The organism is Bacillus sp. BPN334, from assembly GCF_008368885.1.
Lineage (GTDB): Bacteria > Bacillota > Bacilli > Bacillales > Bacillaceae_G > Bacillus_A > Bacillus_A wiedmannii.
On sequence record NZ_QOZW01000021.1, the window covers coordinates 23,604 to 44,304 of the forward strand.

Genomic DNA, 20,701 nt, shown 5'->3' on the forward strand with positions numbered 1-20,701 from the left:
ATTTATACAGCTTGCAGCGATTCTATTCTTTTCAATGCTGCGCCTAGCCTATTTAAGAGCAAAATAAAAATGACCGCTTCGCCCTTAATAAAATAAAAAGGACGAAACGGTCATTGTTCCGCGGTACCACCTTAATTGATATACATAGATATCCACTTGGCGCCTATAACGCAGGCGAACGCCTAAACTTTCATTTAAGACTCAGGGATAGGTTCGATATATTCTATACGAGGAATCTTTCAGCCGGTGAATTCCACTCTCTTTCGCAAGAAGACATATGTACTATTTCCCTTCAACGATTTTCGGTTTAATTTTTTATATTATGCGATATAGTTTGATTTGGTGTCAAGAAGTATTTTTAAAAATAAATAGAGCGGCAAGTTACTTGCATGAAATTATTGATCTACTGAATGAAAATATAAATCGATATAAGTTTAACTCATATTCATAAACATAATACCTTAAATTATAGTGTATATATTTACAGAATGTCGAATATAATTGTTTTTTATCTTTTAGTGTTGCAAAAAGGAATATATTCTCTTAGAATGTTTCTTTATATTGCATGGAGATGTCATTGTTATTTTAAGATAACAATTTCAAAAGAATATAATTTATTATAAAAGGAGCAAGATTGAGTTATTATGGATAAACAAATTGGATTCATCGGTTGCGGAAATATGGGAATGGCTATGATTGGTGGGATGCTAAACAAAAAGATAGTGTCTGCAAATAATATTATTTGTTCGGATTTAAACAATACGAATTTAAAAAATGCTAGTGAAAAATATGGGCTAACTACAACTACTGACAACAATGAAGTAGCTAAAAATGCTGATATTTTAATTTTATCAATTAAACCAGACCTATACGCATCAATCATTAACGAAATAAAAGAAGTAATCAAAAATGATGTTATCGTCGTAACGATCGCTGCCGGGAAAAACATTAAAAGTACTGAAGAAGCTTTTGCTAAAAAATTAAAGGTTGTAAGAGTAATGCCTAACACCCCTGCTCTTGTTGGAGAAGGTATGTCTGCGCTATGCCCTAATGAAGTGGTGACAGAAAAAGATTTAGAAGATGTGCTAAACATTTTCAATAGCTTTGGTCAAACAGAGATCGTAAGCGAAAAATTAATGGACGTTGTAACATCTGTAAGTGGTTCGTCGCCAGCATACGTATATATGATTATAGAGGCGATGGCAGATGCTGCTGTACTAGATGGTATGCCTAGAAATCAAGCATATAAATTCGCAGCTCAAGCTGTATTGGGCTCTGCAAAAATGGTACTAGAAACAGGCATACATCCAGGTGAATTGAAAGATATGGTGTGTTCTCCTGGCGGAACAACGATAGAAGCTGTAGCAACATTAGAGGAAAAAGGATTACGAACTGCAATTATTTCAGCAATGCAGCGCTGTACACAAAAGTCTGTTGAACTATCTGGTCAAACGAAAAAGTAAAACGATAAAAGAGATTACGTTAGCTATAAATTCACATGAGTTCAACTAGAAAATAGTGGATTACATACTCTCCGGTTTTCACTAAATAATAAATGGACAAACTCATAGATGCTTGAGTTTGTCCGTTCTTTTGATTATACTACAATAATTTTATTTATATCTTCTTTTGAAATTTTAGTTTTACCCCTTCCTTATTCCCTACTATGATTGTGTAATTTTATTAGAAACTAATAATTTTTCAATGCATTTCGGTAACATATCTAATAGCGTTTCAAATGCGTAATTTACATCTAAACGTTCTGTCCATTGATGTGCATCTTTTCCTACCGGTCCCATATTTAATACTGGAACGTCAAACTCTTCCAATTCCTGAAGCGGAATCGAGTAACCTTTATCCCATAATGGCATATTGTCTACAAGTGAACTCATTGAATCTAGTGGATTCTGTAAGCCCACATAGCTCAAATCTGAAATTCCTCCAAAATAGTTTTGGTTTTTAAATGTAATGTTATGATTGTAGTGAGCATACTTTTCCATTTCTGCAACTACTTCTTTAATTAACAAGTTGTTGCGTGAACTTACAGCTGGATAATATGGCGGAGCAAAGAAAAGTACAATCATCGGAGCCTTTTCTTTACATAAAATAGCTAGTTTATCTACTAAATCAATTGTTACCGCACGATCATCTTGATCTTCTCTATTTTTTATTATACTAGATTGAATATCATCTATTTTCTCTTGCCCATGTTGTTCAATTGCATAAGCGATAAGCTCTTCATACGTTAAAACATTTACTTTCATATTAGGCGGTATAAACGGATTATATTTAGAAAAACGATATGCTTGCTTTTCATATGATTCTTCTATTTTCTCTGCTACTTTCGTTACTTTTTGACGTAACAATGAAATGACATCTGTCATCGTTTTTTCTAGTAAAAACAAATTGAACAATGTGACGGCACGATGCGGAATTTGTACAGAATAATCCTCCTTTAAGTCCCGTTGAAGTAAGTTAGTTGGCGGAGGACTCGCTTCTCCTTCTACAACATCACAAAGGTCCGTATTCAATTCTAATTCAGCCGTTAATAAAGCAGCCATATAACTCCCATTTAAACCTGCAAATGGTTCACCTACATGAGTTTCTTTGCCATAGCAAAGAAATCCAGGTAACACTTTACCAATAGAACCAGTATAAATATACTTATTTCGGTCACCAGGATGTCGTGAAAACATAGGCTCTGAATTTAATACCGTTTTATAATCTAAATCGTGTTCTCTTGCTAACTCTAATAATCTTGGAACAGCAGCCCTCATCCCCACCGAGTTCACTTCTTCATCTGGAACAGCTAATAAAAGAACATTTCCGTCAAATCTTCCTACACAAGCTTGCTCAATCATTGCCATTTGTAATGCGAGGCCGCATTTCATGTCCATTGTTCCTCTACCAAATAGCCAATCCCCTTGTTCTATATCTTCACGTACTTGATCTGGTAGTTCATCTTTATGAGAATAAAACATAGACGTTAACTTTTTAGGATTGAATGCATTTTCTTTCCACACTCCGTAATCTTGTACATCTACAACATCAAAGTGACTAACTAGAATTACTGTATTTTTCGTACTATCGCTTTTCTTTACTAGGGCTGTAACAAAAAATCGTCCGTCCCCCGTCGGATTTTTTTGCAAATGATGTGGGTTTTCTTTGAAGTACTGTAAATCAGATAATTGCTCCACAACAAAGTCTGGCAATATCACTTCGGCTTCTGTACCTGTAATACTAGGAATTTCAACAAGACTGCTTAATAATTGAATCAATTGTTCTTTTGATTGCCACTTTGACATGTAACCCCCTCCTATTTTTCCGCATTATGAAAATGAATTCCAGTATATGAATAAAAAATGACGACAGTTATCAAAATTATAGTTCTGATGTACTGCCGATTTTTATTGATATTTCATGAGCTGCTTGTTTTACCTTACTAATAAGAAAAGATAGTCGATCATCATTTATGAGATGACTAATTAACCCAACACTTAATGCTCCTACTACTTTATGATTAAATCCGATAATAGGTGCAGCTACTGAAGCTGTCCCTTCTGTTTTTTCACCATAACTTACCGCATATCCTTCAGTTTTTATTTGCTTTATTTGATCTAAAAGAATGTGCTTTTGTTCTGGTAATGAAGAAAGTAAATGTTCTACAATATGTTCCATTTCATTCGTTTTCATATTGGCAAGCATCGTTTTATTTGCGGCACCAATTGAAAGTGGAATTTGTTCCCCTAAGTTATCAATAACTCGAATTTTTAAAGGGCTATCCATTCTTTCAATGATAATAGAATGTGTGCCATTTGGAATGTTCAAATAAACACTTTCTTCCACTTCAGAGGCTAACCGCTTCATCACTTCTCTTGCAACCGATCTGTAGTCTACCTTCTCCAGTTGACGTAATCCTATTTCCATCCACATTGGCCCAATTTTGTACTGTTTCGTTTCTGAAATTTGCGTAACTAACCCATGCTCGATTAAAGAGTTAAGTAATCTATGTACTGTACTAACGGGGAGATGTGTTCTGTCCGCAATATCAGAAATAGCCCAATACTCTTTTTCATTTGTAGAATTTAACAACTTTATAATACTTATCGCTCTATCAATGGACTGTACCATAACTCACCTCAACTTGACTTGTAATATATTAGTACGCTCAATTACCTATCAATTTAACAAAAATTTAAAATGAAATCAATCTGTTTATTCAATTTTCTAAAAATAAAAATATACTAACGACAATAATTTGAAAGCTTAATCAAAAAAATATTGACTTTTCTTTTTTAATTACCTGAAAATTAAACTATGGCTGTGATTAAACTCCAATTAGGATTTGAACTCCCCTCATAAAAACTATTATTTAAATAAAAACTCTCCTTAAATAAAAAGAATTAAGGAGAGTCTTTTATAAACGATAAAATTATAGTTCAGATTTCACCCGAACAGAAACATTATTTTTAATTATATTTTTGACTTCTTTAAAGCTAACAAAATTGTTACTTTTCTCATCCCAAAGACGGAAGCGAAGTAAACGTAAGCTTGTAAAATGAAGTGGCTCCTGCCTTTCTAAAGAAATTCTCATCACGAGGAATCCCTTTAAACGCTTTAATTATGACGATCGCTATTTCTGCTTTTTCTCTTTTGACGAGCGTTGTAGCTGCCGAAATAGTTTACTTATGGTTAATTTCCATTTCTGGCGTCATAACTATAATTGTTTGGATGTCAATTTGTGTTTCTCAATTCTTTTTCCGTAAACATTATTTAGCCGAAGGTGGAAAATTACAAGACTTAAAATTCAAAACTCCACTTTATCCTCTCGTACCAATTCTTGGATTTGGATTGTATGGCATTATATTAATCAGTCTTATCTTTATCCCTGAACAACGACTTGGAATCTATTGCACTGTACCATTTATCATCTTTTGCTACACCTACTATCACTTTAAAGTTAAGAAAAGAATTTCTGCTAATACTCATAGTGAAACTAAAATTAGTGAGACTATGTAATACTATACTTATATATAAAAGACCGCACATGGCTTTCAATTCATATGCGGTCTTTTATCTTTTATCTTTTTCACTTTTTCTTTCGTTCCTTCATTTCCCTTTACTTTTGGAAGACAAGTCAGTATTTCTATACTCTTTTTCTTTGATTTCAAGTTATGCGAAGAATGATGTCTGTATCATTTCAACAGTCCATACTACTAGCACTTTTGATTTCTTACTGTTTATAAGTTAATAATTTTCCTTACTATCACTGTTTTGATATATTGAATATATAAAGCCAAAAAATTCAAAAATAGACAGGGGTTATCTACGATGATAAAAGGTTTCGGGGGAATATTTTGGAGAACTAAAAATATTGATGTTATAAAAAAATGGTACAGCGAAGTGTTGAAAATTGAAATAGACAATTGGAATGGGACTGTGATTAAACCGCAATTAGGAAATGAAACTATTCTTTCTTTCTTTACCGAAGATGATAATTATTTTCCAACAGAACAGCAAGTGATGTTAAATTTCCAAGTACATAATATGAATGAGACTATTCAGCATCTTGAACATATTGGCGTACCGCTTGAAAAGAAAGAAGAAATTAGTGAATTCGGAAAGTTTATTTGGATTAAAGATCCTGAAGGTCGTCTAATTGAGCTTTGGGAGAAATAATAGCTTTTAATCTTTTACTATTAAATTAACAGCTACTTTAATTCCAGGTAGTAAATAAAAGCTTCTTATCTTTGTGAATTCTTATCTTTGTGAATTCTTATCTTTGTGAATTCTTATGTTTCAGATTCTATCCCATGCTCATCAAACTAAGGACATTTACAAAAAAGCTATTCTTACGAAAGAATAGCTTTTTGCCTTTTTTTCAAATATTATTCTATAAGTATTTTCTACTATCCCCCTTTGCTATTAATTATCGGCGGATGTATGAACAGTCATAATAATATAAAATAATTCATAACTCCCCAAATTGTTAACATAATATATTTACGGTTACCTTATATTTTTGCCTAAGTACGAGCATTTCCTAACCCTCTTCGATTACATTTTAAATTATTTAAGTTTTCTTCTTATCAGACATCTTTTATTTAAACAAAAACTCCCCTTAAATCGAAAATGATTAAGGAGAGTTTTTTATATACGATGAAATTATAGTTCAGATTTCACTCGAACAGAAACATTGTTTTTAATTATTTTTTTGAATTCTTTAAAGGTAACAAAATTGTTACTTTTCTCATCCCAAAGACGAAAACGAAGTGATCGTAAGCTTGTAGCAAGTGTAATCGTTGGTACATTTTTTAACGGAAGCGTATTATTGTGTGCCTCTTCTAGTTTATAGTTAGGTACTCTTGGACTTAAATGGTGAACATGATGGAATCCAATATTACCAGTTAGAAATTGCAAGATTTTTGGAAGTTTATAAAATGAACTTCCTTCCACTGCCGCTTTCACATATTCCCAATCTTTATCCTCTTCAAAATAAGAATCCTCGAATGTGTGCTGTACGTAAAACAGCCAAATTCCTACTGAACCTGCTATTAAGAATATAGTGCCATGCACTAACAGAAACGATTGCCACCCAATTGCCCAGCAAAGTATAGCTATTAAAGCAACGATTATAATATTCGTCAAATAAGTATTCATACGTTCTTTCTGTCTAGCACCTTTTCGGTTAAATCTATTTTTAAGTAAGAAAACATAAATCGGACCTAATCCAAACATAACGAATGGATTGCGATATAAGCGATATGCTAAACGAAGTCTAAATGGCGCAGCTAAATATTCATCCACTGTAAGCGTCCAAATATCTCCTGTACCTCTCTTATCCAAATTACCACTTGTAGCGTGATGAATAGAATGCTCATGCCCCCATTGATCAAACGGGAATAAAGTTAACACACCCATACATGTCCCTACTATTCTATTCGCACGACGACTTTTAAAGAATGAATAATGGGTACAATCATGAAAAATAATGAAAATCCGTGTCATAAAACCGGCGGCTAACAGAGATGGAACTAACGATAACCAATAAGAAACGGACAAACTTTTATAAGCAAGGTACCATAAAATAATGAATGGCACGATTGTGTTAATAAGTTGCCACACACTTTTTTTAATCGTTGATTTTTCATAAGGAGCAACTTGTTTTTTTAAATTTTTAGTATTTTCTAATGTCATTGGTCTAATTCCTTTCCTTTATGTTGCTAATTCACATTATAGCATACTATTAGTATCAGGTGTTAAAAGTAGCTGTAATAAATATTATATAATATAAAAATCTCTTTTTTCTTACTCATTACTTACAAATTACTTACGGTCAAAAAAGCTTATATAATCGGACTGATGGAGCATTTCAATTATAAAAGAAACATCTATTTTTTCCAATAAATATATAAAAAAGCAGAGGACTTTTTCACTTCTGCACATCTTTTCATTTTTTTAAATGGTAATTTTTTCGATTTGTATTTATGTAACAGTTTTTTCTCACAAGAAGAAAAGAGCTGCCATAAGTCAGGTTTCACCGACTTATGGCAGCTCCTTTTCATTTTATTTTAGCGATGGATCCAAACTGCACCTGCAGACTTGTCTTCAGCTTGACCTACTACTTCAAACTTCAATCCAAGCTTCGGCAACTTACGCCCGGCATCTGGAATAACACTGTTGATGTATTGCTTAGAATCATCAAATTTCGCAACGCCTGGCAATCCTTTATAATCAAAGATACCGCGGGTTGGCGAATTTACTTTCCATGCTGGCGTTTGATCAAATGAGAATGCCGCATCGGCAATTTGATAACGCGTACTGCTCTTCACAGTTGGTTGTCCATTTAATGTTCCTACGATTGCCTCTGGATGAGAATCAACTACCCCAAGGAATCCTTCGCCTGGATGAACGCCTACCCAGTTATCTGTAAAGCTTTGATCCGCATACCATACAACCATTCCTGTATTAAATACTGGACCACGTGCATGTTGTAGCGCCGTGTCAGACCCAGCGTAATTTCGCCACTCGATATAGTAGTTATGTTTTTTCTGTTCAAATCCGTTAGACACAGTAAATCCTTTTAGCGTCATTGCTGGCTGGCCTTCTGCGTCATCAGAGAAAACAACTTTTCCATCTACAGTTAATGCTGCATTGTCTAACGCAAATCCTTTATAAGCTACTGCAATATCTGTTACATACTCAAATTGCAGTTTTACTTTCTTCCCTTTAAATTGGCTTAAATCATATGATTTATCAACCCACTTACCATCTGTTGTATCTACGCCGCCTTTTACATCTTTTTCGCCCATTCTATCAATACGTGTCTTCGTTCCATCTTCTGCAATCGCATTTACGTCAAGGAAATCATACTTCGCTTCCAATTCATAAAATGCCTTATAATCAAACTTAGCATCCGTTGCAGTCGTTAAGTCAAATACTGGTGTCTCTAGTGTTGTATGAATGTCATTTCCTTTTGTGCTGTAATAAAACTTCTTACCAAATGCTGATTCGATGTTTTTTATATCTTTGTCTGGCAAGTTAACACGAACGATTCCTGGTCGTTTTGATTTTGTAACACTTTGATCTAAAAATGTTGCAGTACCGATTCCTGTGCGCAGTTTATCATAATCTACCTCAACGATATTCACCCAGTTACCCTTCATATTCTTTTGGAAAAACTCTTTATTTTGTGGCGAGAAACTTGTTGGCTCTGTTCCCGCAATTTTTCCAGCCCAGCTACCGCCGCTCATAAGGGACCATGATTCAACAGGTTCACCTTGCCCTGAATACTTTGTATCATATTCATCTGGTAAGCCTAAATCATGACCATACTCATGTGCAAACACACCAACTGCTCCGTCTTCAGGCTCGATTGTATAATCATATGCCGCCATCTTTCCGCCCCAATTTGAAACAGAAGATTTCGTACCATCTATCGCATATGGTTTTGATCCTAGTTTTGAACGATGAGACCAAATCGCATCATCTTTCAATTTACCACCGCCAGCTTCTTGACCTACGCCCGCATGTACAACCATTAGGTGGTCAATAATTCCATCTGGCTCGTTTTTATTTCCATCACCATCTTGATCGTATTGATCAAATTGATCATAATCAGCTAAATTAATGCCTTTTGCTACAGCTGCTTTTAATGCTTCTTTCACAAAATCGCGTGGCCCTAAAGGACCTTTATTATCATGACCAGTTCCCGCATCCGCACCATAATCTGAAGCTTTTCCTGGAACAGTAAGCCATTCGGTTACAGTGCCATCAACTGTGTAGCTTCCGCCAGATTGCTCCTCATAATATTGTTTAAAAGTGTTAATCTTCGATCCATCAAATAACGTAAATTGCTCATCACCAAATAACATTTTTTGATAATGTTCACGATTAAAGTCCTTAGAATACATGTAACCCGGTTCTTGATCAATATTATTATGCTTAAAATCGCTAAATTCTACGAGTAAAACAAGCACTTTATCTTTTCGAACAGCTCCATTGTACTCTTCTTGCTTCGCTGGTGTAGTAGGTACTTTTCCATTTAGTTTTCTAGAATTCAAACCTGCATCTTGTCCAGCCGCTGGTCCTACTTCAGGTTGCTGCGCCTGTTCATTTTCCTTCATTTTTGTATCTTTTACTTTTTTCATAAAATCAGAAGCTTCTTGCGTAAGACTATCTCCTGTCAAGATTTCTTTCCCAGGGTTTTCCCCTTTCTTTTTCTCAACATAATTTTCGACAGCCTTTGATGTCTCAGCTTGTGATGCAGATTGATCAATTACTCCTCGTTGTTTCAGCGCTTCTGCCAAACGCTCTTCAGGTATTAAATGCTCATCAATTGGTAGAGATGGTGGCGTATCAGCATACGCTGCATGACTTCCAAAAGCAAAACTACTACTTAGTACTGCTGCTGTTGCTAAAACTGATAATGGTTTTAACTTCTTATTCTTTTTCAATGCATTTCCTCCCCAGTGTCTGCGAATTATCGTTTTTTTTGCCGATAGGAACATAACATTCGTTATAATACGAATATTCAATCTTTTTAGAAGGCTAAAATGTTGAGAAATATTTTTTGGAGGGTGAAAAACATACAATAGGTATATTTACAGGAAGTCTACTCTAGAAGTTATGATTCGCTTTCCTCTTTTTTTCGAGTAAAATCTCATTAAAAAAAGCCAATTCCTAAGTACTAGCTAAGGAATTGGCTTTTTTTAATGAGATTTTATGAATAAATGGATTGCTTCTTCTGGTATATAGAACTTGCCATTGCTTTCTACAACGACACTACTTAATTCATATTCTTTATTCTTAATACGAATTATATTTTTATTTACAAAGAATTGAGCTTTTACATTATTACGTTTTACTATGAGCACCGGGTTTTCTGCATCAGTATTATCTATTGTTACTGTTGCACCTTTTCGTTTAAAGGCTAATTCACTCTCTACAAATAATTTGTTTGTTACTTCTTCTAAGTTAAAGCCCATTGCTTTCGCCATCGTCTTCGCAATGTCTGTGTTTTGGATCAAACCGTTTGGCTTTTGAGGACCGTAAGAATACAAAAACACATCTTCACCTGTATGGCCTCCTGTTGTGAAGCCTATGTTCGCACGATTGGCCAATAATGTAGTAAGTATTGGACCTACATCCGATTTCTTTTTTGCTGCTTTTACTCTTTCTTTTTCATCATAAGTTAAATTGTCCAAACCGTATAATTTAGCTACATCTTCTACATTTGATAAATCAGATTTTAGTTTATTTGTAGCACCTTCAAGTGTCATTTTCGATTTTTTTAATGGACCAATGTATGCAGAGACCGGCGTAATATTATAGCCTTTTGTCGTATTCGCATTCCCAATAGAAATACCGCTGTTACCATGATCAGTTACAGCTATTAACATCGTATTACCATCTTTTTTTGCAAATTCCAATGCTTCTGCAACTGCGTTATCAAATGCTAATACATCACTAATCATCCCTATTGGATCGTTCACATGAGCTGCCCAGTCTGGCTTACTTCCCTCTACAAATAAAAAGAAACCATCTTTATCTTTTGATAGTGTTTGAATTGCTTTTTCCGTCATTTGAGAAAGTGTTGGTTGCTCCGGATTTGTTGCTTCACGATCCATATCAAATGCTAAAGCATTATGTGAGAAAGAGCCCCAAATTTTCTTAGATTTAGAGTTCAATAATGCATCTTTCGTTTCAACAAAGTCGTATCCTTTGTCTTGAATCACCTTTACTAAATCTTCACCATCTTTTCTTTTTATAGGTAGCAGTGCCACTTTTCCCCCACCTAATACGACATCTATATTTTGATACACTTGCTGCTCCGCAATTACGTCAAAACGCTTACGGTTAATATGGTGAGCAGAAAATCCAGCGGGAGTAGCATGCTGAATTTCAGCTGTAGCAACTATTCCAGTTGCGCGACCAGTGCGTTTAGCACCTTCTAGAACATTGGCAACTGGACGTAACTTGTCCTCTTCTTTTATTGATTTTAAGCCAGGTGAACTTACAATAGAAGGTAATATACCTACATATCCTGAATTCGATTTATTCCCCGTCGCTAAAGCTGTAGCTGCTGGGGCTGAGTCTGTTATAGCCGATTCCGCCGAATAGGTACGAACTCCTCCTGTTACCATTTCATCTAATGCAAGTGGTTTCCCTTTATACAAGCGAGCTAATGTCGTTGCTGAAGAACTCGTTCCGTCCATAACCATTATGATTACATTTTTCGGTTGCCGTTCTACTTGTTTCACCTTAGCTTCCACCGAATAATAATTCATCATGCTTTCAGTACATAACATACTTAGTGTGATTGTTCCTACTAACAGTAACTTCTTCATCAGTAAACCCAAATTCGACATTGTTGTTCCTCCGTATGTTTTACATTCATTTATATATGTTTTATTAGTCCCCAATTTTCATGAAGCTAACAATCATTACCTTCACTTTCTTTTATTAGTAAAGCAACGAACGGTACATATCATAGCTTTTTATGTTCAAATAACTAGAGACCACACCTTTTTTATAAAAACGTCTTATCATTCTCTTCACTAAAATTTGTTTCTCAATAAAAATCCGATTGAAATAAATAAGAATTTATTGTTAAACGATAAAATTTATGTTAAATTAAAATGATAATTTAAAAATGAGGTGCTTTATATGAAACAAGGATCAACACTCTTTTTAAAGACAGCAATTATCCTTATCGGTATTCCTGTTTTTGCTTTGTGTATATTTTTAATTCCTAATATCGGGAATTATGCAGCGGAATTGTACCCGGATATTGCATATATAAAATATCTTATTTTAATTAATCTATATGCAACGGTGATACCTTTTTATTTTGCTCTATATCAAGCCTTTAAACTTGTAAGCTACATTGACAAAGGTAACGCCTTCTCGAAATTATCTGTTAGAGCTTTAAAGAAGATTAAACAATGCGCTGTTACAATTAGTGTATTATATGTAATAGGTATGCCACTCTTCTATCTCATAGCGGAGAAAGATGACGCACCAGGTATTATTATAATAGGCATGCTCCTAATCTTTGCTTCAATGGTAATCGCAGTCTTTGCTGCCGTTCTCCAAAGACTTTTAAAAGATGCGATAGATATAAAATCAGAAAATGATTTAACGGTCTGAGGTGAATAACATGGCAATAATAATTAATGTTGATGTAATGTTAGCGAAACGAAAAATGAGTGTAACTGAACTTTCGGAGAAGGTTGGAATTACAATGGCTAACCTTTCTATATTAAAAAATGGAAAAGCAAAAGCAATTAGAATTACAACTTTAGATGCTATTTGTAAAGCGTTAGAATGCCAACCAGGGGATATTTTAGAATATCAACCAGAAGAAAGTGAATAAAAAGAGTCCTTCTCGTATGAAGGACTCTTTTTATTCGGTATTATGGCGCAAAACTAACTCGACCAGTCAAAACTAAAATAATCGCGATAATCCAAAATATAAAGAAGGATAAGGACAGTATTAATGAAAGAATAGCAATTCCCTTCTTCTCTGTTTTTTTCGTCATCGTAATGACAGAAAGTATGATACCTGCAACAGTGAGGGCAACTGTAATATAATCTCCCACTATATTACCTGCATTCGCTATCCTTGTCGGAGTTACAAAAACGAACAGAAAACATAAAATACCGATGAGTAAAGATATATAGCTTATTATGCTGTACTTCTTTAGGAACTATTTCAGTTTTCATACTAACCCACCCCTTCTCTATAGCTATGTGTTTATATTAGCATGAATAACCATAATTTGGTTAAAACAAAAACAGATAAAGTGGACACAACCACCTTATCTGCCATTACATTTCTACCTAATTACTAACCCAGCTATTTCTTCTTTATCGTTATAAGTTACGATAAAGGTACGTTGTTCTTTACTATACTTTGCTACAAGAATAACAGTATATAAACCATCTTTTTCTTCAATCGATTTTTTCTCAATTTTTTCGAATGTACCAGCTTTTTCAATTATAGGAGTAAGTTCTTTCATTTGCTCTTCTGATAAAGCTGATTTCATTTTACTATCAAATTTTTCATGTACTTCTTTATACTTTGCTTCATTTAATAATGATACAATTTCTTCCGCCTTCGGAATAAATTTTTTTGATGTACTTTGATCTACTTTATTACCGGTACATGCTGCAAGTGCGAACGCCGCGATAGCACTTATAATAATAAGTAACATTCTTCTCATTTTCATACACCCTTTCTTTTTAAAATAAAACTATAGCTAAAAACGACTAAAGTACAAATTGCTATTGAAACTTCTGACATAATGATCCCGTTTTTCCCTGGTACATATAGCGATATAATGCCAGCTAATGCATTTGCGGTCCCATGGATGAGAATTGCATATACAACATAACGGAATTTCTTTTGGACGACAGCTTGTAATACAATGAAGGAAAGTCCAATATGCAATATCATCGCGAAGATGCGCTCAATACCGCCGAAATAGTAACTGTCACCATTTTGAATGACTGTTTGTGACAATAATAGAGATATTACCGGGATACCAACTATCAACACTGCCTCAATACCACCATGCCCTGCTCCAAATAAAAAACCAGACTGCCAATCTCGTTGCTTCATAAAATAACGCATTGCAATAAAACGAGCTATCTCTTCAAAAATTCCAGCTGATAAACTAAGCAAAATTACAAATAATGCAGGCTGCATTACTGAAAACATTTGAAAATCTGTGCTAGTTCCATTTACATAATTCAGTATTGGTATGCGGATCAATATTTGTGATACAACAAAAGCCAATACACCTAACATATAAGGAATATAGCGTTTCTTCCAAACAGCATATAATAGTGCTACAAGCGGTAAACCAAAACTAATCATTGTTGTAAAAATAAGACCATTCATCTCGCTTCACCTCTTACTTGAAGTGTATAAAAATAAGTGAAGGAAGTATGTAGTTATTTCCTATTCGGTTTCATTTTCATCATAGATGGTCATTTCATCTCTTTTAGTATGAATGTTTGCGTGAAATAAGGACTTACATAAGTTGTTTCTAACGTCGCGTTATTTGTTTTATTTATAATCCGTTTTAACGAGAATAGCCCGTATCCTCGAGCTCCTTCTTTACTTGAATGGTTTTTCTCATAAATTTTTTGCAAATTAATCGCTTCACTCTTTGAACTATTACGCACGATAAAATATTGTCGTGAATCCATTTCAAAAAATGCGATTTGCAAAATCTTTTCCTCACTATGTACTGCTTCTTCAATTACATTGTCTACTAAAACTGAAATGATGCGAATAAATGAAATGATCGTCATTGAAACACTTTCAATGTTCTCTGGTATATCGAGCAGTACTTTTATTTGTTGTTGCTGGGCAGTGCCAACTTTCGCCCTTAATACACTTCTCACTTCAGGAATATGTATACGAGATAATTTCGCAATATCAAGTTCATGATCATTTATTGTTTTTAACGTAGGAGCTACAACGTCATAATACACTTGCTCAATTTCTTTCACATTTTTTGTACGTATTCCCTCTTCTAACGATAGTAATACATTCATATAATCATGACGGAAACTAGCAAGCTCATCATGCATATCCTCTAATTTCTCCACATAATCTAATAACTCTTTATCTAAACGTTTTTCATGCTCTTCTCGTAACTTTTCTTTCGATAAGTGTGAGCTTATTAGTACAATGATTAGTAATAATAAAAATACAATAATAGCTGAAATATAACTTACTTCACTGTATTGTTGATTTAATTGTGCTAAAAACGCAGTAGAAGGCTGAGTTAAAATTAGTTCAATAATAAATCCGGCAATTAATAATATATAAGTTACATAGTATAGCGGACTACCTACTATATATTGAGCAATGTTTTGGATTCTTTTACGAGCTACTAAAATACCGATAAAAGTAAGTGTCGATACGATAAGATGAATAACGCTACCTGTCCATAAATATAAATTAAAAGCTGTTAACATAAAGATTTTCATTCCTAAATCAAGTAGCAACATTTTCACTAACGTAATAATTACCATACTCACTAGTGCAAAATATACATTATGCTTAAATTTCAATTCATTTTGCATTAATCCTAAACTTATTAAAAACAACACAATCGTACTATTCAATTCTGGATATCTCGTTACTGTTACGACAATAGCCAGTAAAATAATGAATACTGCACTTAAAGCTATTAACATTCTATATGACAATCTATTGTACCGGATTAATTGAATGTATAAAAACGTATGGCTTATACTAGTAAGCAGTATTGCAAATATATCATAAATATACATTACATCTCACCCTTTAACATGTTACGTACTTTACTCACTAAACGCCGTGATACTGGAATACGTTTCCCGCTTTTTAAAACTATCATTTTTTGCTTCGCATCATAAGAAGACATTTGCTTCGTATTTACGATATATGATTGATGACAACGAAATAAACGTTCATCTATTATTTCAATCTCCTTTAAAGTTCCGTAAAAATAAACGATCCGATCTAACGTCACTAATGCTAAACGGTGTGGTTCATCGGTCATAACATATTCAACTACAAGGAACGGAACTCGCACAGTCGCATTACTATTTTCAACGATAAAGTCATCGGACGGAATAATTCGCTTATTACGCGCTTCATACTGTAGTAAACATTGTTCAAAAACGTTACGCCTCTCCTCGTATGGCAACCCTTTATCAATAAATGTTAAAGCTGATACCATATATTGATATGAAATAGGTGCAAATTCAGAATGCGTCGTTACAAACACAATAATTCCTTGCGTATCATACTTTCGTATCTCTTGTGCCACTTGTAACCCTTTACGCTCTTCTCTTTTTATCTCTATATCTAAAAAATAGATTGGGATATACTTCGCCTTAGGAATGTTCGTAATAATGTTTTCACTTTTACTAGTTACCTCTATAAAATCAAAAGGCAACATATACTCCTCACAAATCTCTTCAACTAGCCGCTTCATTTGCTGTGCTTGTATGACATCATCTTCTAAAATGAAAATACTCATGTGATCACTCGCTTTATTGAAATCTTTTCATCTATAGATTTATCTATAACTATATAATTCAAATCGTTATACCAATCTCCTCCTAATTACTAGAAAGTATTAATTTTCTATAGTTTTTATAAAGCATAGAAAATAACCTCTACTTTCAAGCAAAAAGTAAAGGTTTTATTTGAATTATTTATAAAATAACCTCTCTATCAATCACTACGTTAAAAAATTCCGAGTAATGCGATAAAGAATAATTCGCTACATCACAGTTCCCTTGAAACATACATGTTGAAATACCTAATTCTTTTGCAGGTAATAAATCTAATTCTCTATCACCAATAGCTAAATCAATATTGTGCTTTTTATGCAAATGATCATAAGATAAAGCGTTCGGTTTTCGGGGGAAACCATCGTCAATTGTAACCATGTCTACGAAGTATTTGTTCCAGCCGTAATGATTTAATATAGATAATACCCCCGCTCTATCTTTATGAGTCATAATGACATTTTTATCGGCAAACTTTAATACCTCTTCCACTTTTTCAAATGGTTTTATATCTTCTATCATAATACGACTCTCTAATACATCAATTTCATTTAATTGTTTTTTAGATATTTTATAATAATCAATTACGTGAGAAAATGAAACCTTTAACTTTGTATAGATTTCCTCTTCACTTATTTCCTTCCCTAAAACTTGAGAAAGAATTTTTGTATAAACTGGATACGTATCAAATAACGTCCCATCAAAATCCCATAAAATATTCATTCTGTTCTCCTTCTATTTTCCAATCATTGTATGACTAAATCCGCCCGATCCTTCGGCAATTCCGTTTCTAAGTAAAAACCCTCTGCTTTCCAATACCTATTCTCAAACTTTGAAAGGTTCTTCTGCGTTTCCGGACTCTCCCGAAGAAAACGTGTCTCTCTTGGACAATCTAAATACACCATATAATGAAAGAAATCTCTCCACTCTTTTCGCTGTAGAAAAACACCTTCAATTACAATTACACCTACTATGGGTATCTGTACTTTTTTCATCTCACTTGAATCTGTCTCATTATTATAGAACGGTAATTTCAGTTTTGTTTCATTTTGTAACTTCTGAAAAAACTTCTGCCGAAGCGACTCAATATCCCATTGCAAATAATAATACTCATACCATTCTTCATAGCCAGTATGATATCGTTTATTACGCTCTACTATATGATCATCAATATGAAAAATATGAAACGGGATGCTTTCTTGTTTCATATTTTCCTTTAAGTTTGTTACAAATGTTGTCTTTCCCGATCGACTTAAACCATCTATACCTAAAATGAATCTATTTTCTTTATGCTTCTTCATAATATTTATAAGCTCGTTTGTATTCATTACTTCTTCCACTCTTCTTTTAATAACGAGTATAAAATTGTATCATGAGCAACTCCATTTTGAATCATATGTTTTCGAAGTAATCCTTCTTCTTGAAACCCTGCTTTACTTAATAATTTTTGAGAAGCTTTATTTTCTACATATACAACAGCTGCAATTCTTATAAGTTGTAACGTTTCAAATCCGTAACCTAAAATCGCCTGTAACGCTTCCGTTGCATACCCTTGTCCCCAATATGTATCGTCTAATTCATAACCAATTTCAGCTCGCTTATGATGCTTGTTTATTAAATGAAATCCGCACGTTCCGATTAATTGGCCCGTACCCTTCTTCTCAATTCCCCAGCGAAATACTGTTCCCTCTTCATAACGATTTTTAAACGTTTGAATAGTCGTTTTTGCTTGCTCAATATTTTCGAAAGAATCCATCCCGAAATAACGTATAACAGATTCTTTTGAAAAATAACGGAACATAGTTTCTGCATCGAGTAGTGTAAGTTCTCTTAATTGTAAACGTTCTGTTTCTAGTTTCGGAAACCCCATCTCTTTTTCTCCTTCTATTCTAATGAACTGCAAATTTCAATATAATTCCCATCTGGATCGGCAATGTATGCAATTGTTTGTCCCCACGGTTTCACAATTGGTTCAACTAAGATCTTAATTCCTTGCTCTCTAAATTGTTCGATTGTTTCTTGTACATGATCAACAACGAATCCCAATTCAAAATGAGAAGATTGTAACTCGCCTTCTGTAAGTGGTAGTCCTGTTAATTCTTTCACATCTTGCCTCGTGTTCATCGCTAAAATTGTAGAACCAGTATTAAACTCAATATATGTACCATGCTCTGCTTTTATAGGTAACTGTAAAATATCTTTATAAAATCTTAAACATTCTTCAAACTTTTCTACATATAAAATGATGTACTTCATTTTTAAATTCATTTTACATCCTCCTTTATATCCATCCCTAAAATTTCGACAAATGTCTCATAAAAACCTTGTTCCTTATAGCAACGAGCAAAAAAAAATGAGGCCGATTTCTCGGCCCCCCAGCTTATTGGCATAAAACAGGAGATTTGGTTTGGACATAACCAGTTCGTACTTTTATTATATTTTATTTTTTCTGAATTTTGAATACTTTAAATACCCATTTATATTGAGAAAGTTTTTTTGCTTGCATAAAATTAATGAGTTTAAGAAATGCTACAAATGGAGGTGTATACATATGGAACCAATGCTATGTCCAAGCTGTAAAACGAACCGTACTCGCTTTAATATTCTTGAGCAACAAGTAAAACCAGTCAAGTTAAATCCACAAACTGGTCAAGTAGAAGAGGAATACACAAATGAAAATATGAATGCTTTTCATATGGCTTATCAAGGACCAACATACAGAGTCCAATGCGCTGTATGCGGACTCGTTGAAAATCCAGAACAATTTATTAAACCTGCTCAAAATCAGTCTTTTTCTTAAACATTTTTATTACCCCCTACCAATTTTCTGTAGGGGGTTTTTCGATTTAATATGTTAATCAAAAAATGTTTTTCTTCCTTATTATAAGTTACACCCCACACCTCTTTAGTCATCTTTTATTTTTTTGATCTTCGATATGAATCATTTTTTCTTCATTTATTATTTTTGGGTTATTTGTGGTTCTTCGTAACTGTTAATTCTGTGCCTTTATATAGATTTTTATTATATAAAAAAGAGTGAACAAAAATACAATTATATAGAAACAAAAGAAGTTAATCCCGGTATTTCCCTACAACATCAACTTCTTTTTAACTCTACTTTTTATTATAATATTTCACTTTTTAATTTCTTAATTTTCCAAGTGAGTCTTATAAAGAAGTATATCCACATACAACCTGTAAGACCCGTCATAGCTTTCGCCCACATTGGCACTCTTGATTCCATCGGGCTTATAAATAGATTGTACATTGATGGTAATATAGCTGCTAACATAATAACAAAGAATACTAATAACTCATTTAGTTTTTGTATCCTCGTCTCCTTTTCTGAGTAAATATCAGGCAATTCATTTACTTCTTCTACTTCTTTACAAAAATAATTCCATCTTGTGAAACTTGTTACACGTTCCCAACCTGACATTTCATATATTTCAAAATACTCTTGTTGTTGTTCTTTCGAATCTCTATAAACTAATCTAAAATCAGCTTTGTATATTACATCTTTTGGCTCAGTTTTCTTAAACGTATACATTAAATTATATTTTTGTAATGCCCAACCTTGCTGATGCATCTTTCGTAAAAAAGCTTCTTCTTTTTCTAAATTCCATGCCGTAAAAAACTTAAATACCCTTTTAGTCTCCATCTTCCATTCACTCCCCTAAAATACTATTCCCATTCCTTACAGATCTCTGCAACCTGTTATACTCTAGCTCTAATACTTCTTTACCAAGTAGCGTTAACTCATAGCACTTCTTTCTATCTGTAGAGGCCACTTCAACTATTAACTTCTCTTTTAGTAACTTTGTCGTATTCCCATATAAAGTACCTGGACCGAGCTTTACTTCTCCATTTGTCATCTCTTCTACCATTTGCATAATTCCGTAACCATGCATTGGTTTCACTAGTGATAACAATATGTAATATGTCGCCTCTGTTAACGGAATATATTTTTTCGCTTTCGCATTCATTATAACCACCTCCGATACATCGTTACCTGATATATCGACTAACGATACATCGTGTATCGATATTATATAATCATATTCCAAAATATGCAAGGTAATTTAATAACTTAATATCTATTTCTTTAAATTAAAAAATC

20 protein-coding genes, 3 pseudogenes and 1 other annotated feature are annotated in these 20,701 nt (G+C 33.6%); of the genes and pseudogenes, 6 read left to right on the forward strand and 17 right to left on the reverse strand.

Annotated elements, in window-relative coordinates; all coding sequences use genetic code 11:
• Positions 1–94 precede the first annotated feature (94 nt).
• Positions 95–305, reverse strand: a binding site (T-box leader).
• A gap of 339 nt (positions 306–644) precedes the next feature.
• Positions 645–1,463 carry a pyrroline-5-carboxylate reductase gene (gene proC / locus DN393_RS28335; protein ID WP_064475634.1) on the forward strand — a complete coding sequence of 273 codons (819 nt, stop codon included), beginning with the start codon at positions 645–647 and terminating at the stop codon, positions 1,461–1,463.
• 201 nt (positions 1,464–1,664) lie between these two features.
• Here proC and DN393_RS28340 read toward each other — a convergent pair whose 3' ends face one another.
• The 3 genes and pseudogenes from DN393_RS28340 to DN393_RS28350 form a co-directional block, all read right to left on the reverse strand.
• On the reverse strand, positions 1,665–3,305 hold the full coding sequence (locus DN393_RS28340) for a M20/M25/M40 family metallo-hydrolase (protein WP_098102492.1): 1,641 nt from the start codon (positions 3,303–3,305) through the stop codon (positions 1,665–1,667).
• A 76-nt stretch (positions 3,306–3,381) separates the two neighbouring features.
• Positions 3,382–4,131 (reverse strand): IclR family transcriptional regulator, encoded by a 750-nt coding sequence (locus tag DN393_RS28345; RefSeq protein ID WP_098102493.1) that lies wholly within the window; start codon positions 4,129–4,131, stop codon positions 3,382–3,384.
• 301 nt (positions 4,132–4,432) lie between these two features.
• Positions 4,433–4,555: pseudogene (locus DN393_RS28350) on the reverse strand (fatty acid desaturase); the annotation flags it as partial.
• Between the two features lie 2 nt (positions 4,556–4,557).
• Here DN393_RS28350 and DN393_RS28355 point away from each other — a divergent pair.
• Positions 4,558–5,019, forward strand: a pseudogene (locus DN393_RS28355) (amino acid permease); the annotation flags it as partial.
• Between the two features lie 312 nt (positions 5,020–5,331).
• On the forward strand, positions 5,332–5,679 hold the full coding sequence (locus tag DN393_RS28360) for a VOC family protein (RefSeq protein WP_064475637.1): 348 nt from the start codon (positions 5,332–5,334) through the stop codon (positions 5,677–5,679).
• 486 nt (positions 5,680–6,165) lie between these two features.
• Here the strand turns inward: DN393_RS28360 and desA are convergent, their stop codons facing one another.
• From desA to DN393_RS28375, 3 genes are all read right to left on the reverse strand, one after another.
• Positions 6,166–7,197, reverse strand: a complete 1,032-nt coding sequence (gene desA / locus DN393_RS28365) for a Delta(5) desaturase DesA (protein ID WP_064475638.1) — start codon at positions 7,195–7,197, stop codon at positions 6,166–6,168.
• A gap of 374 nt (positions 7,198–7,571) precedes the next feature.
• On the reverse strand, positions 7,572–9,956 hold the full coding sequence (locus tag DN393_RS28370) for an immune inhibitor A domain-containing protein (protein ID WP_179958539.1): 2,385 nt from the start codon (positions 9,954–9,956) through the stop codon (positions 7,572–7,574).
• A 255-nt stretch (positions 9,957–10,211) separates the two neighbouring features.
• On the reverse strand, positions 10,212–11,870 hold the full coding sequence (locus tag DN393_RS28375; protein WP_149174158.1) for an alkaline phosphatase: 1,659 nt from the start codon (positions 11,868–11,870) through the stop codon (positions 10,212–10,214).
• 298 nt (positions 11,871–12,168) lie between these two features.
• Between DN393_RS28375 and DN393_RS28380 the strand changes: the two genes are divergently transcribed.
• Both DN393_RS28380 and DN393_RS28385 read left to right on the forward strand, forming a co-directional pair.
• Complete coding sequence (locus tag DN393_RS28380) at positions 12,169–12,651, forward strand: DUF2975 domain-containing protein (RefSeq protein ID WP_064475641.1); 483 nt, start codon at positions 12,169–12,171, stop codon at positions 12,649–12,651.
• A gap of 10 nt (positions 12,652–12,661) precedes the next feature.
• Complete coding sequence (locus DN393_RS28385) at positions 12,662–12,877, forward strand: helix-turn-helix domain-containing protein (RefSeq protein ID WP_064475642.1); 216 nt, start codon at positions 12,662–12,664, stop codon at positions 12,875–12,877.
• 40 nt (positions 12,878–12,917) lie between these two features.
• Here DN393_RS28385 and DN393_RS28390 read toward each other — a convergent pair.
• The 9 genes and pseudogenes from DN393_RS28390 to DN393_RS28430 form a co-directional block, all read right to left on the reverse strand.
• Positions 12,918–13,227, reverse strand: a pseudogene (locus DN393_RS28390) (hypothetical protein).
• Between the two features lie 113 nt (positions 13,228–13,340).
• Positions 13,341–13,727 (reverse strand): DUF3887 domain-containing protein, encoded by a 387-nt coding sequence (locus tag DN393_RS28395; RefSeq protein ID WP_088046666.1) that lies wholly within the window; start codon positions 13,725–13,727, stop codon positions 13,341–13,343.
• A gap of 2 nt (positions 13,728–13,729) precedes the next feature.
• Positions 13,730–14,407, reverse strand: coding sequence for a YhfC family intramembrane metalloprotease (locus DN393_RS28400; protein WP_149174159.1), 678 nt, complete (start codon positions 14,405–14,407; stop codon positions 13,730–13,732).
• A gap of 89 nt (positions 14,408–14,496) precedes the next feature.
• Positions 14,497–15,813 carry a GHKL domain-containing protein gene (locus tag DN393_RS28405; RefSeq protein ID WP_149174160.1) on the reverse strand — a complete coding sequence of 439 codons (1,317 nt, stop codon included), beginning with the start codon at positions 15,811–15,813 and terminating at the stop codon, positions 14,497–14,499.
• A complete protein-coding gene (locus tag DN393_RS28410; RefSeq protein ID WP_064475645.1) occupies positions 15,813–16,547 on the reverse strand; it encodes a response regulator transcription factor in 735 nt (244 codons plus the stop codon). Before DN393_RS28410 ends, DN393_RS28405 begins: the two co-directional genes overlap by 1 nt.
• A 178-nt stretch (positions 16,548–16,725) precedes the next feature.
• A complete protein-coding gene (locus DN393_RS28415) occupies positions 16,726–17,304 on the reverse strand; it encodes an HAD-IA family hydrolase (RefSeq protein ID WP_064475646.1) in 579 nt (192 codons plus the stop codon).
• 23 nt (positions 17,305–17,327) lie between these two features.
• Positions 17,328–17,909 (reverse strand): kinase, encoded by a 582-nt coding sequence (locus DN393_RS28420; protein WP_064475647.1) that lies wholly within the window; start codon positions 17,907–17,909, stop codon positions 17,328–17,330.
• A complete protein-coding gene (locus DN393_RS28425; RefSeq protein WP_088046664.1) occupies positions 17,909–18,451 on the reverse strand; it encodes a GNAT family N-acetyltransferase in 543 nt (180 codons plus the stop codon). Before DN393_RS28425 ends, DN393_RS28420 begins: the two co-directional genes overlap by 1 nt.
• Before the next feature lie 14 nt (positions 18,452–18,465).
• Complete coding sequence (locus tag DN393_RS28430; protein ID WP_001049855.1) at positions 18,466–18,849, reverse strand: VOC family protein; 384 nt, start codon at positions 18,847–18,849, stop codon at positions 18,466–18,468.
• Between the two features lie 283 nt (positions 18,850–19,132).
• Between DN393_RS28430 and DN393_RS28435 the strand changes: the two genes are divergently transcribed.
• Positions 19,133–19,381 carry a hypothetical protein gene (locus DN393_RS28435; RefSeq protein ID WP_000433607.1) on the forward strand — a complete coding sequence of 83 codons (249 nt, stop codon included), beginning with the start codon at positions 19,133–19,135 and terminating at the stop codon, positions 19,379–19,381.
• A gap of 324 nt (positions 19,382–19,705) precedes the next feature.
• Here DN393_RS28435 and DN393_RS28440 read toward each other — a convergent pair whose 3' ends face one another.
• A complete protein-coding gene (locus tag DN393_RS28440) occupies positions 19,706–20,242 on the reverse strand; it encodes a DUF2812 domain-containing protein (protein ID WP_000448680.1) in 537 nt (178 codons plus the stop codon).
• Positions 20,243–20,249: 7 nt separating this feature from the next.
• A complete protein-coding gene (locus tag DN393_RS28445) occupies positions 20,250–20,567 on the reverse strand; it encodes a PadR family transcriptional regulator (RefSeq protein WP_000991836.1) in 318 nt (105 codons plus the stop codon).
• Positions 20,568–20,701 lie beyond the last annotated feature (134 nt).